General features: G+C 62.5%; 13 protein-coding genes. 5 read left to right on the top strand and 8 right to left on the bottom strand.

Features of this window, described 5'->3' with window-relative positions:
* Window positions 1-54: 54 nt before the first annotated feature.
* The 6 genes from acpS to folK all read right to left on the bottom strand — a co-directional run bounded on the left by acpS (window position 55) and on the right by folK (window position 5,172).
* Complete coding sequence (gene acpS, locus WDC82_RS14410) at window positions 55-462, bottom strand: holo-ACP synthase (RefSeq protein WP_340118032.1); 408 nt, start codon at window positions 460-462, stop codon at window positions 55-57.
* 28 nt (window positions 463-490) lie between these two features.
* Window positions 491-1,252 carry a pyridoxine 5'-phosphate synthase gene (locus tag WDC82_RS14405; protein ID WP_340118031.1) on the bottom strand — a complete coding sequence of 254 codons (762 nt, stop codon included), beginning with the start codon at window positions 1,250-1,252 and terminating at the stop codon, window positions 491-493.
* A complete protein-coding gene (locus WDC82_RS14400; protein ID WP_340118030.1) occupies window positions 1,249-1,863 on the bottom strand; it encodes a DUF2062 domain-containing protein in 615 nt (204 codons plus the stop codon). The genes WDC82_RS14405 and WDC82_RS14400 overlap by 4 nt, the downstream gene beginning before the upstream one ends.
* 34 nt (window positions 1,864-1,897) lie before the next feature.
* A complete protein-coding gene (locus WDC82_RS14395) occupies window positions 1,898-4,042 on the bottom strand; it encodes a bifunctional (p)ppGpp synthetase/guanosine-3',5'-bis(diphosphate) 3'-pyrophosphohydrolase (RefSeq protein ID WP_340118029.1) in 2,145 nt (714 codons plus the stop codon).
* Between the two features lie 140 nt (window positions 4,043-4,182).
* Entirely contained in the window at window positions 4,183-4,563 is a 381-nt protein-coding gene (gene rpoZ / locus WDC82_RS14390) for a DNA-directed RNA polymerase subunit omega (RefSeq protein ID WP_370661552.1), read from the bottom strand.
* A 114-nt stretch (window positions 4,564-4,677) separates the two neighbouring features.
* Entirely contained in the window at window positions 4,678-5,172 is a 495-nt protein-coding gene (folK, locus tag WDC82_RS14385; RefSeq protein ID WP_340118028.1) for a 2-amino-4-hydroxy-6-hydroxymethyldihydropteridine diphosphokinase, read from the bottom strand.
* Between the two features lie 206 nt (window positions 5,173-5,378).
* Between folK and WDC82_RS14380 the strand changes: the two genes are divergently transcribed.
* Both WDC82_RS14380 and WDC82_RS14375 read left to right on the top strand, forming a co-directional pair.
* Entirely contained in the window at window positions 5,379-6,008 is a 630-nt protein-coding gene (locus WDC82_RS14380) for an NYN domain-containing protein (RefSeq protein ID WP_340118027.1), read from the top strand.
* A 15-nt stretch (window positions 6,009-6,023) separates the two neighbouring features.
* Window positions 6,024-6,671 carry a uracil-DNA glycosylase gene (locus WDC82_RS14375; protein WP_340118154.1) on the top strand — a complete coding sequence of 216 codons (648 nt, stop codon included), beginning with the start codon at window positions 6,024-6,026 and terminating at the stop codon, window positions 6,669-6,671.
* Here the strand turns inward: WDC82_RS14375 and smpB are convergent.
* Both smpB and dapA read right to left on the bottom strand, forming a co-directional pair.
* A complete protein-coding gene (gene smpB / locus WDC82_RS14370) occupies window positions 6,645-7,109 on the bottom strand; it encodes an SsrA-binding protein SmpB (RefSeq protein ID WP_340118026.1) in 465 nt (154 codons plus the stop codon). The two genes, WDC82_RS14375 and smpB, sit on opposite strands and share 27 nt — an antisense overlap.
* A gap of 20 nt (window positions 7,110-7,129) precedes the next feature.
* Entirely contained in the window at window positions 7,130-8,005 is an 876-nt protein-coding gene (dapA, locus tag WDC82_RS14365; RefSeq protein WP_340118025.1) for a 4-hydroxy-tetrahydrodipicolinate synthase, read from the bottom strand.
* Between the two features lie 187 nt (window positions 8,006-8,192).
* Between dapA and WDC82_RS14360 the strand changes: the two genes are divergently transcribed.
* Genes WDC82_RS14360 through WDC82_RS14350 form a run of 3 tightly spaced genes read left to right on the top strand, consistent with a single transcriptional unit; the run spans window position 8,193 to window position 12,010 of the window.
* Window positions 8,193-10,181 (top strand): lytic transglycosylase domain-containing protein, encoded by a 1,989-nt coding sequence (locus WDC82_RS14360; protein WP_340118024.1) that lies wholly within the window; start codon window positions 8,193-8,195, stop codon window positions 10,179-10,181.
* 21 nt (window positions 10,182-10,202) lie between these two features.
* On the top strand, window positions 10,203-10,931 hold the full coding sequence (locus WDC82_RS14355) for a haloacid dehalogenase type II (RefSeq protein WP_340118023.1): 729 nt from the start codon (window positions 10,203-10,205) through the stop codon (window positions 10,929-10,931).
* A gap of 59 nt (window positions 10,932-10,990) precedes the next feature.
* The gene (locus WDC82_RS14350) at window positions 10,991-12,010 is read left to right on the top strand and encodes a threonine/serine dehydratase (RefSeq protein ID WP_340118022.1); all 1,020 of its coding nucleotides are present in this window, start codon (window positions 10,991-10,993) and stop codon (window positions 12,008-12,010) included.
* The last annotated feature ends 3 nt before the right edge of the window (window positions 12,011-12,013 follow it).

Below are 12,013 nucleotides of genomic sequence, written 5' to 3'. Positions count from 1 at the left end.
ACCAACCGGGCCGCAACCGCCCGACCTGGCACTCACCAGCCCTACCCGGAGGATCTAGCCATCGTCAGGTAGAGCCGAAATGATGACAATAACTTGAGCAAGGGGATAGTCGTCCGTGATGGTGACGTCAATCTGGGCCTTCATACCCGCTGGGGTCATCTCCGCCAAGCGTTCTGCTGCTCCCCGGGTCAGGGCCATGGTCGGCTTGCCGCTGGGGAGGTTGACCACTCCCAGGTCCTGCCAGTGTACCCCGCGCCGCGGCACACCGGTTCCCAGCGCTTTCGCACAGGCCTCCTTGGCTGCGAACCGCTTGGCATAGCTTGCGGCCCGCTGCGCCCGCCGGTCGGACTTCTGGCGCTCTATCGCCGTGAATACCCGCTCGGTGAAGCGGTCGCCGAACCGTTCCAGCGTTTTCTCGATGCGCCTGATGTCAATCAGATCGCTGCCCAGCCCCAGAATCACGACAGCAACTCCGCCAATCGATCGGGCATCAGGCGCTGCGCGTGTCGGCGCGTGCCTTGTTCATCAGCGCCCTCATCCTGCGGATGGCACTGTCGAGGCCGCTGAAAATAGCTTCTCCGATGAGAAAATGGCCGATGTTCAGCTCGGCGATGGTCGGAATGACCGCCACGGCCCCGACCGTATCGAATGTCAGGCCGTGCCCCGCGTGGCACTCCAGGCCGAGCGCGTCAGCCACAGCCGCCGCTTTCTGAATACGCTCCAGGCAATTCCTTGTCCGCGCGCTGTCCGGGTCTTCCAAATAAGCGTCGCAGAATGCTCCCGTATGCAGCTCGACCACCGGCGCTCCCAGCTTGGCGGCCGCTTCCAGTTGCACGGGGTCCGGCTCTATGAACAGTGAGACCCGGGCTCCGGCTTCCGTCAGGCTGCTGACGTAATACCGCAAATGATTCTGCCCACCCGCCGCGTCCAGGCCGCCCTCGGTTGTACGTTCTTCCCGGCGTTCGGGGACGATACAGGCCGCATGCGGACGGTGGCGCAGCGCAATCGACAACATCTCTTCGGTGGCCGCCATCTCCAGGTTGAGCGGCAGGTCGATTTCGTTGGTCAGCCTGGCGATGTCGTCATCGGAGATATGCCGGCGATCCTCGCGCAGATGGGCGGTGATGCCGTCGGCCCCGGCTGCTGCGGCTAGACGAGCCGCCTTGACCGGGTCGGGATGGCCCCCACCGCGAGCGTTGCGGATCGTGGCAACATGGTCGATGTTCACGCCGAGGCGCAGATAGTCGGTCATCGCTGGCTTTCGACCTTTCTCGTTTCGACTTGCGGCGCCATCGTCGCAGGCATCTGGTGGCTGCTCGCCCGCCGCCCGCGAGACAACCGCTTGCGCAGGCGGCGTTTCCTGGCCCTCTGGTACCCGGTCACGGTCCTCTGGAGGGGCCAGAAGAACACGAACCACGCCGCTGCAGCCGTGGGGATGCTGCCGACGATCATCGGCAGCAGCACCTCCAAGGGGTTCTCGAAGATATGGTGAAATGAAAGGTCTTCGGGCAGGCCTGTCAAGCCATGCTCGACCCCGAGGACCCAGCGGCCCAGCGAATAGGTCCACAGCCAGATCAACGGGAAAGTCCAGGGGTTCCCCACCACCGTCCCGATTGCAGCGGCAATGACATTGCCTCTGACCAGCAGAGCAAGGCCTGCCGCCAGGACGAAATGCAGACCGATGAAAGGGGTGAAGGATACCGCCGCGCCGCTGGCGAAGCCTGCCGCTATCCGGTAAGGCGTCCCGGGCAGCCGGCGCAGGCGGTGAGCTACATAGGCACCGGAACGCCGCCACCCGCTGCGCGGCCACAAGAAGCCGCCGGCGCGCTGGTGAAAAGGCAGTGGATTGCGACGCTTGAACATTCTCGCAGGCTACCAAGGAAAGGTGGCTGCAGCCTTAGCCGCGGGCCCGTTCGACCGACGTGATGACCGGCATAGCGCGCAGGGCGGCTATGATGTTCGATAAGTGTTTCACACTGGTTACCTCTACATCGATCAGCATCTCAAAGAAGTCTACCGAACGATTGGTAATCTTTAGGTTACTGATATTGCCGTGGTTCTTGCCGATGATCGTCGAAAGGCTCCCGAGACTTCCCGGCTCATTCGCGACCACCACATGCAGCCGGCCGATCCGCTGCTCAAGCCCCTCATCGACATCCCACGACAAATCGACCCATCGTTCCGGCGTTGCCTGGAAGCTCTCCAGCGTATCGCAATCGATTGTGTGAACGGTCACTCCCTTGCCGGTGGTGACGATGCCGACGATCCGGTCACCCGGCAGGGGGTGGCAGCAGTGAGCGTAGTGGACGGCCATGCCTGGGATGAGTCCCTTGATGGGGACCGAGGTTTCCTGTCCCCTCCCCTGGCGCGCCCGCGCCCGGGCAATCGGGACGATCTTCTGGACCTTGGCGTCGTCCTTGGCACCCGGAAAGACCGCGGTGACGATCTCGCGGCCGGTAAAATTGCCCTGACCGACTGCGGCGCAGAGATCTCCCACACTGTCGCACTTGAACCGCTTCAGCACCGACTCAAGACCCTTGTCGGTCATCTCGTAGCCTTCCTGGCGGAAGGACTTCTGCAATATCTGCCGGCCGAGTTCCATATACTGTTCGCGCTGCTTCAAGCGCACGAAGCGGCGGACCCGGGCCTTGGCCTTGCCGCTGACGACGAACTGTTCCCAATCGGGCGATGGCGTTTGGGCTTTCGACGTTATGATCTCGACCTGATCACCGTTTTGGATCGGCGCGCGCAGTTGCACCATCCGTCCGTTGACCTTGGCACCAACGCAGGTATCGCCGACCTCAGAGTGCACGGCGTAGGCGAAATCCACTGGGGTGGCACCGCTCGGCAAAGCGATCACCGCCCCCTTCGGGGTGAAGCAGAATACCTGGTCCTGGAACATCTCCAGCTTGGTGTGCTCCAGGAACTCCTCAGGATTGTCGGCGTGCTCCAGGATGTCCAACAACTCGCGCATCCAGCGATACTGCCGACCTTCCACCTGGGCGTGGTCCTGCTTGTACTGCCAGTGCGCCGCCACGCCGTACTCGGCGATTTCGTGCATGTCGTGCGTCCGGATCTGCACTTCGATGCGGTGGCGTTCCGGTCCGATGATGGTCGTGTGGAGGGACCGATAGCCATTCGGCTTCGGCGTCGATATGTAGTCCTTGAAGCGCCCGGGCACCACGGGATAACGGCTGTGTAGCAGGCCGAGCGCGTGGTAGCAGTCCCCCAGCGACGCAACGACCACGCGGAAAGCCATGATGTCGGAAAGCTGCTCGAAGGTGACATTCTTGCGCTGCATCTTGCGCCACACGGAATAGGGCGTCTTCATGCGCCCGGAAACGGTGGCTTTGATTCCTTCTTCACCCAGCCGGTGCCGCAGTTCGCCAATAATGCGTTCTGAAAGATCCTGTCCCTGGCCACGCAGGAACTCCAAGCGGGCGAGGACGGAATCCCGGCCGTCCTTGTTGAGCTCGGCAAAGGCGAGGTCTTCAAGCTGGTCCTTGAAACCGTGCATGCCGATGCGCTCAGCGAGCGGCGCGTAGATGTCCATCGTCTCGCGGGCGATCCGGCGGCGCTTCTCCGGTGAGGCGATGAAATGCAGGGTCTGCATGTTATGCAGACGATCCGCCAGCTTCACCAGCAACACCCGGATGTCCTCGGACATCGCGACCAGAAGCTTGCGAAAGTTCTCCGCGTGCTTCGTTTCCTCCGACTGCAGTTCCAGCCGGCCCAGCTTGGTGACACCGTCGACCAGGCGCGCAATGTCCTTGCCGAACATCGCTTCGACGTCTTCCAGGCTTGAGTCGGTATCCTCGACCACGTCGTGCAGCAACGCGGTAATGATCGAAGAATCATCGAGCTTGAGATCGGTCAGGATCCCGGCGACTTCGATTGGATGTGAAAAATACGGATCGCCAGAGGCGCGTTTTTGCGCGCCATGCGCTTTCATGGCGAACACATAGGCACGGTTGAGCGCATCCTCATCCGCGCCCGGGTCGTAGGATTTGACCCGTTCGACCAGTTCAAACTGCCGGATCATGGTGCGCCCGACTATCGGCTCCCGCCAGTACCGAAATTACAACAATTCTAATCATACGCGCCCGGGCACGACGCGCCAAGTACATGTTTTCCGGTACGAAATCCGGACTCTGCTGGGAGAGCCCGTCGAGATCTGCCGGGTCAGTCGGTCTCGTCGGCTTCCTGCAGATCGTCTTCGTCATCCTCGTCGTCGTCGGGGGCCGGCAAGGCTTCTTCCTGTGCGAGCGCCTGGTCGGCGGCCGCCGGCATCACCGGCGTATCGAACTCGACGATGTCTTCCTCGGGCTCGTCCTGCTCGTTCTGCTTCTGCAGGCTCTGAACCAGTTCGTTGCCAAGGGCGTCGAGACTGACGGTCTCATCGGCAATCTCACGCAAAGCGACGACCGGGTTCTTGTCGTTGTCACGATCCACCGTCAGCTGCGCCCCGGAGGAAATGTCACGCGCCCGCTGAGCGGCCATCAACACCAGCTCGAAGCGGTTGGGGACCTTGAGAACGCAATCTTCGACGGTTACGCGTGCCATGGCACAAATTCTCCACAAATACGAGTGGCCAGCTCACGCAAGGGGCCGGCGGCGGTGGAATATATGGGCGGCCTCTCGGCTTCGCAACCCCCAAAGGGCTCGCCGCCCCGCAGACTAGCCAATCCGCTCAACGACCTGCCCCGGCGGCAGTTCCGCCAGCATTTCCGAGGCGGTGCGACCCGTTACCGGATGCCGCCATTGAGGCGCCAGTTCGGCGAGCGGTAGTAGGACGAAGGCCCGCTCGGCGATCCGTGGATGGGGTACCACCAGCCCGCTCGGTTCCTCTAAGACATGGTCCTTATAGGCGAGGAGATCCAGGTCAAGCGTGCGGCTCTCGTTCCGCCGCGCTCGAATACGACCGTATTCATTCTCGACGGCGTGCAGGTTTTGCAGAAGGGCTTCCGGCGAGCGCTCGGTCGAAACCGAAATCACGCCGTTGACGAACCACGGCTGATCCGACACCGGGACCGGGGCACTCCGATACCAGGCCGATCGGCGGACAACAGTAATTCCTTTGTTTTCTAATGAACTAATTGCATTTTCTAAGAGTGATTCTGAGGATTTGAATTGACCAGTCGCCAGATTTGACCCGAGACCGACAAGAATCATGTTTCCCCCACCATCGCCTCAAAGGATAATGTCAATCTTGCGAAGGCCGCTCAAAGGGATAGAACCGGTCGCTTGGAACAGAGATCGACAGTTTGTGCCAAATTGCCTTTAGGTCGTGCATTTCCGCAAAAGAGTTTATCGGTAATTCCAAAAATCTGATTGGGCTGGCGGCGCCTTATGAATGCCGCTTTGTCGAAGGAATAGACATGAAATTCTACGGTCAGGAACGGGTCGCGCTGTTCATTGACGGCGCAAATCTCTATGCGGCGGCCCGCTCATTGGGTTTTGATATCGATTACAAGCGCTTACTGGAGGTTTTTTCCAGCCGGTGCAATTTGGTACGCGCGCTCTATTACACCGCCCTGGTTGAAGATCAGGAATACTCGCCGATCCGCCCCCTGGTCGACTGGCTCGATTACAACGGCTACACCATGGTCACAAAGCCGACCAAGGAATTCACCGACGCAACCGGACGACGGAAGGTGAAAGGCAACATGGACATCGAACTCGCGGTCGATGTCATGGAGATGGTCGAGCACCTCGACCACATTGTCCTGTTCTCCGGCGACGGTGATTTCCGGCGCCTGGTGGAAGCGATCCAGCGTCGCGGGCGGCGCACAACCGTAGTGTCGACCTTGCGCTCGCAGCCACCGATGGTCGCCGACGAACTGCGCCGGCAGGCCGACATCTTCGTCGATCTGGCGGATTTGCAGTCCCTCATCGCCCGCCAGTTGCCTGCAGACAGGGCTCGCAGCGGGGAACGTCTGCGCCAGGATGGCTACAATGAGGACAACTACATCGACGACGATGAGTACTACGAGGACGAGGCCGTCTAGGCAATCGGCCTGATGATGCCTGTAGAGCCGCCGCCAGACTGCGCCCTCTGCCCGCGCTTGGTCGCCTTTCGGGAGGCCAACCGCGTGGCCTACCCTTCATTTCACAATGCCCCGGTACGCGCCTTCGGCCCAGCGGATGCCCGCCTGCTGGTCGTCGGGCTGGCGCCGGGCCTGAAGGGCGCTAACCAGACAGGCCGTCCCTTCACCGGCGACTACGCCGGTGACCTGCTGTATCAGACCTTCAAGAAGTTCGGATTTGCCGAGGGCACCTACGGTCGACACGCCCGCGATGGCCTGCGTCTGGTCGACTGCCGGGTCACCAATGCCGTGCGCTGCGTCCCTCCGGAAAACAAACCGATCGGCGCGGAAGCCAAGAACTGCCGCCCCTTCCTGGCCCAGGAAATCGCCACCATGAAGGGGCTGGAGGTAATCCTCTGCCTGGGCGGCCTGTCGCACGGTGCGGTTCTGACCACCCTCGGCGCACGCAAAAGCGCCTATCCCTTCAAGCACGGCGCCCTGCACCAGATCGACGGCCTGGTAGTCGCGGACAGCTATCACTGCTCCCGCTACAACACCAACACGGGCCGGCTGACCGAAGCGATGTTCGAGAACGTCTTCAGGCAGATCCGAGGGGTCCTAGCCGCGCTCCCGCAGGATACGTGACTTGCGGCGCTCCCAGTCGCGCGACTTGATGTCTTCTCGCTTATCCGCCTTCCGCTTGCCGCGAGCGAGCCCCACCTCGAGTTTCGCGATGCCCCGCGCGTTGAAGTAGATAGCCAGCGGAATCAGCGTATAGCCGTCGCGGCGCACTTGGCCCACCAATTTGGCCAGTTCGCGTCGGTGCACGAGCAGTTTCCGCAGGCGGCGCGGGTCGTGATTGTTGTGCGTCGCGGCCTGGTACTCGGGGATGTGAGCGCCCTGCAGGTACAGTTCGCCCCTCCTCTCGGTGACATAGGCTTCTCCGATCGAGGCCCGCCCTCCCCGCAGGGATTTGACCTCGCTGCCGGTCAGCACCAGCCCCGCCTCCAAGCGAGCCTCGATCTGGTAATCGTGGCGCGCCCGCCGGTTCTGGGCCGCGATTTGTTTCGCGCCCGCCGTCATTGTCGTGTCAACCCGATGGCTTAGTTGAGAAGGCCCGCGTGCACCATGGCCGACCGCACCTTTTCCTGCGTCGCCGGCTGGGTCCGGACCAGCGGCAGCCTGACCTCGTCATCACAATGGCCGAGCAGCTTGGCCGCATACTTGACCGGGCTCGGATTGGACTCGATGAACAGCGCCTGGTGCAGGGGCATCAGCCGGTCATTCAATTCAGTGACCCGGTTGAGATCGCGGCGCTTCCAGGCAGCGTGCAGTTCGGCACAGAGCCTCGGCGCGACATTCGAAGTGACCGAGATGCAGCCATGGCCGCCCTGGGCCAGGAAGGGAACGACGGTGGCATCCTCGCCGGTCAGCTGGGCAAAGCCCCCGTTGATGGCCGCGCGGGTTCGCGCCGGCCGCACCAGATCCGCCGTGGCGTCCTTCACCCCGACGATATTGGGAAGCTCCGCCAAGCGCGCCATGGTCTCCACCGACATGTCGACGATGCAACGGCCCGGGATGTTGTAGATGATGATCGGAATATCGACGGCATCGTGAATGGCCCGGTAATGCTGGTAGAGGCCTTCCTGGGTCGGCTTGTTATAATAGGGTGTCACGATCAGGGCCGCATCGGCGCCGGCCTTCTTGGCGTGCCCGGTCAGCATGATCGCCTCTGCCGTCGAATTCGACCCCGTCCCCGCGATTACCGGCACCCGGCCTTTGGCCGCCTCGATGCACAGCGCCGTCACGCGCATGTCTTCCTCGTGCGTCAACGTCGGCGATTCGCCCGTTGTCCCACAGGAAACCAGCGCGCTCGTCCCCTCTTCGATTTGCCAATCCACAAAGCGCTGAAAGGCTTCCTCATCCAGGCGCCCATCACGAAATGGTGTGATCAGCGCGGTGATGGAGCCCGAGAACATAGGGCCGGACATATTCGAAATCCCTGAATTCGGTATGCTTTCCGCAGCCTACGGTAGGCCCGGTGACCGGCGACCATAGCTCCTGCTTAGATCAGGGGCAAGCAGACGAAGCCGCCGGTCCCCCTTGCGGGCAACCGGTCCGTCACATTACCCTCGGCCCACCTATCGCAGGCGGACGGAGACTGCTGTGACCCTACACGCTGGCAAGCGCGTTTCGGTCGTTTTCTTTGTGTTTTTTGTCGTCCTGACCGCCGCTGCGCCGATGTCGGCGGGGCGGGCGGCGACGGCTGCCCTCTCAGAGGATGAACGCAGGCTCTACACCTCGGTCCTGACCTTGCTGGAGGGTGGGCAGTACGACCGCGGGCTTGCCCTCGCCGCACAGGGGTCGCATCCCTTGGCCGCCAAGATTGTCAACTGGATGGATCTAGGTCGGCGCGATTCTTCCAGAAACTTCAAAGAGATAGCCTCCTTCGCCCAAGCCAACCCAGACTGGCCCGGCCTCTTCGCCCTTTATCGGAACGCGGAATTGTCGATGCCGGCCAGCCTTTCGCCCCAGGAGGTGCTGTCTTGGTTCGGCGACAGGCCACCGATTACCGGCAAAGGGGCGCTGCGGCACCTGGCCGCCCTATGGGACAGCGGGCAGCATGAGCAGGCCCGAGCAGCCGCGCGCCGCTACTGGATCACGATCGATTTTGATGATCCTGAAGAATCGGCCTTTCACAGTCTGTTCAAGTCGCTGCTCACCCCTGAGGTAGAGACCGAGCGGCTCGACCGCTTGCTGTGGGACCAGCGAACCTCAGCCGCGCGCCGGCAGATTCAGCGGGTGCCCTCCGGTCCGGCCGCCGTCGCGAGGGCTCGGCTTGCCTTGATCGATAACCGCCCGGGGGTCGACGCCCTCATCGATCGTGTGCCCTCTTCTCTCAGGAACGATCCCGGCCTGCTCTATGATCGCGCGATCTGGCGCCAGAAGCGGGGCCGGCTCGAAGGCGTGGTGGAGTTGATCGAGGCCCTGCCGGACGATGTCCCGCAGGCCGCGGCTTGGTGGCGTCTGCGCAACTGGGTCACGTGGCGCGCCCTCGACCGCAACGACTTCGCCCTCGCCTATCGGATGAGCGCCGGACACGGCAATGCGGAAGGTATCCCACTTGCCGATGGCGAATGGCAGGCCGGATGGATGGCGCTTCGCTACCTCAATCGACCGGAGATCGCCTATCAGCATTTCACCCGTCTGCATGATGGCGTGACGTCTGAAATCAGCAAGTCCCGTGGCGCGTTCTGGGCGGGAGAAGCCGCCGGCGAGATGGGCCGCCTGGAAGACGCCCGGCGCTGGTATACAACCGCAGCGGTCTACTCGGCGACCTTCTATGGGCAGCTTGCATCCCAGCGCATGGGGACCGGGCGTTCGGGCGCCCAGTCGGCTTTACTCCTGATTCCGGCAGCCAAACGCGACGCCTTCGAGGCACTGGAGACCGTGCAGGCGGTCCGCTTGCTGGGCCAGCTCGACCAACGCCGGCTGCTGGAGCTGTTCCTCGCCAGGCTGCGTCAGGACGCCCAGGACCTCGACGACTTTCGGCTGATCATCGATCTGGCCAACGAGCAAGGTCGCCATGACCTTGCCTTGCGCGCCGCCAAGACCGCGCGGCGGGACGGCCACGATCTCGAGCCCTTGCTCTATCCACGCCGGTCCCTGCCGACGGGCCCTGCTCCCGAGCCTGCGCTCGTTCTGGCCGTCATGCGCCAGGAAAGCGAGTTCTATCCTCTGGCCCGCAGCCCCGTCGGTGCACTGGGATTGATGCAGCTGATGCCCGCCACAGCCCGCCATTCCGCTCAAAAGATCGGCCTGCCTTTCAGCCACGAGCGGCTGACCAGCGATCCGGATTACAACGTCCGCCTGGGCCAAGCCTACCTGAAAGAGCTCCTGGAGCAGTTCGATGGTTCTTACATCCTCGCTCTTGCTGCCTACAATGCCGGCCCCACACGGATAACATCCTGGATTGGTCTGTTCGGCGACCCCCGTGACCCTTCAGTCGATCCGATCAACTGGATCGAACGCATCCCCTTCAGCGAGACACGGAACTACGTGCAGCGTATCCTCGAGAGCCTTGTCGTCTACCGCGATCACCAACCCGACGATGAGCCCCGGTGGGCGCTGCAGATTCCTCCTGTGGGATCCTAAGGCGATTTCAGCCCTCCCGGCATGGAAGCAAAGAAGGAAACGTCGACTATGGCGAGCGGCTGTCTTTCTGAATTCGAGAGCGTAAAGGCTTGCGTTTTTGACGCTTATGGAACTCTCTTCGATGTTCACTCAGCCGTTCGCCGCGGCGGTGAATCTCTTGGCGACAAGGCTGCTGCCGTTTCCGAACTCTGGCGCCAAAAGCAGCTTGAGTACACCTGGCTGCGGAGCCTCATGGACGCGCATGCAGATTTCTGGCAGGTCACGTCGGATGGATTGGACTTCGCCCTCGCCGCATCGGGCGTGTCCGATCCGGCGCTCCACGACAAGCTCATGGGCTTGTACCTGTCTCTCGAAGCCTATGATGAGGTTGCAGCCACCCTGGCGGCTCTCAGAGAAGCGGGATTGGTTACGGCAATTCTGTCCAACGGCAGCCCCCGCATGCTCAAAGCGGCCGTCCAATCCGCGGGGATCGGGGATCTGCTCGACGCGAACCTCTCTGTCGAGGATGTCGGGATATACAAGCCTGACGCCCGGGTCTACCAGTTCGCCGTCGACCGCCTGGCCGTGCGCAAGGAGGACATCTGCTTCCTGTCCAGCAACTGTTGGGACGCCAAGGGCGCGTCACATTTCGGCTTCAAAGTCGCCTGGATAAACCGCTTCAAACGAGAGGAAGACCGCATGCCCGGCGCATTCGTGACCACGATCCAACGCCTGGATCAGTTGCCGCCGCTTCTCGGCATCGGCGCTTGAAACAGAATGCCCATCGTCGCGCAACATCTTGACGTATCAACCTTGGCAGCAGGCCGCTCATGACACAGACGCTTCAGACTGAAGACAACGTTCAGTCCCCCTCGTTACCGACCTTCGATGATGTTCGAGGCGCTGCGAAGCGCATAGAAGGCCTCGCCGTCAAAACGCCGCTGCTGGAGTCGCCCGCACTTAACGAGCACGTCAACGGCCGGGTTCTCCTGAAGGCCGAGACGCTGCAGCGCACAGGCTCATTCAAGTTCCGCGGCGCCTACAACAAAATCAGCCAGATCCCCGAGGCGGACCGTCCCGGCGGGGTGGTCGCGTACTCTTCCGGCAATCACGCCCAGGGCGTCGCCGCGGCGGCCGCCCTGCTCGGATTGCCGGCGGTAATCGTCATGCCGTCGGATGCCCCGGCCATCAAGGTCGAGAATACCCGCGGGTACGGTGCCGAGGTCGTTTTCTACGACCGCTTTACGGAGGCCCGCGAGGTGATCGGCAGCGCAATCGCCAAAGAACGCGGCGCCACCCTGGTGCCGCCTTACGATGACCCCCGGGTCATCGCCGGACAGGGCACCTGCGGCCTTGAGATTGTCGAGCAGACCAAGGAGAAAGGCCTCGCGCTCGATGCCCTCCTGGTGTGCTGCGGCGGCGGCGGCCTGACGGCCGGCTGCGCCCTCGCCCTTGAAGCCTTGTCGCCGCAGTCCCGCCTCTACACCGTGGAGCCCGCGGGCTACGACGACACCAAGCTCTCGCTGGATGCCGGACATCCGGTCCCTCATCCCAAGGCGCCTCAGTCGATCTGCGATGCCCTGCTGTCGCCGCAGCCGGGCGATCTGACCTTCGAAGTGAACCGCTCGCGCGTCAGCGCCGGCCTGGCCGTCACCGACAAGGAGGTGAAAGCCGCCATGCGCTATGCATTTCGGACGCTGAAATTGGTCGTCGAGCCCGGCGGCGCCGTTTGCCTTGCCGCCATTCTGGCAGGCAAAGTCGATGCCGCCGGCCGGGTAATCGCTCTTACCCTATCCGGCGGCAACGTGGATGCCGAGCTTTACCGGACAGTCCTCGCGGAGAAGGACTGAGCC

The sequence above is a fragment of the Pelagibius sp. 7325 genome, from assembly GCF_037652055.1.
In the GTDB taxonomy this organism is placed as follows: Bacteria; Pseudomonadota; Alphaproteobacteria; order Kiloniellales; family Kiloniellaceae; genus Pelagibius.
This window is presented reverse-complemented; position numbering and strand designations above follow the sequence as displayed.

Bases quoted from the DNA above. Each gene is read 5' to 3' on its own strand.
- WDC82_RS14355 (WP_340118023.1), top strand. From the start codon at position 10,203: ATGGAAGCAAAGAAGGAAACGTCGACTATGGCGAGCGGCTGTCTTTCT.
- dapA (WP_340118025.1), bottom strand. From the start codon at position 8,005: ATGTTCTCGGGCTCCATCACCGCGCTGATCACACCATTTCGTGATGGG.
- WDC82_RS14395 (WP_340118029.1), bottom strand. From the start codon at position 4,042: ATGATCCGGCAGTTTGAACTGGTCGAACGGGTCAAATCCTACGACCCG.
- WDC82_RS14405 (WP_340118031.1), bottom strand. From the start codon at position 1,252: ATGACCGACTATCTGCGCCTCGGCGTGAACATCGACCATGTTGCCACG.
- WDC82_RS14400 (WP_340118030.1), bottom strand. From the start codon at position 1,863: ATGTTCAAGCGTCGCAATCCACTGCCTTTTCACCAGCGCGCCGGCGGC.
- WDC82_RS14375 (WP_340118154.1), top strand. From the start codon at position 6,024: ATGCCTGTAGAGCCGCCGCCAGACTGCGCCCTCTGCCCGCGCTTGGTC.
- rpoZ (WP_370661552.1), bottom strand. From the start codon at position 4,563: ATGGCACGCGTAACCGTCGAAGATTGCGTTCTCAAGGTCCCCAACCGC.
- folK (WP_340118028.1), bottom strand. From the start codon at position 5,172: ATGATTCTTGTCGGTCTCGGGTCAAATCTGGCGACTGGTCAATTCAAA.
- smpB (WP_340118026.1), bottom strand. From the start codon at position 7,109: ATGACGGCGGGCGCGAAACAAATCGCGGCCCAGAACCGGCGGGCGCGC.
- WDC82_RS14350 (WP_340118022.1), top strand. From the start codon at position 10,991: ATGACACAGACGCTTCAGACTGAAGACAACGTTCAGTCCCCCTCGTTA.
- WDC82_RS14380 (WP_340118027.1), top strand. From the start codon at position 5,379: ATGAAATTCTACGGTCAGGAACGGGTCGCGCTGTTCATTGACGGCGCA.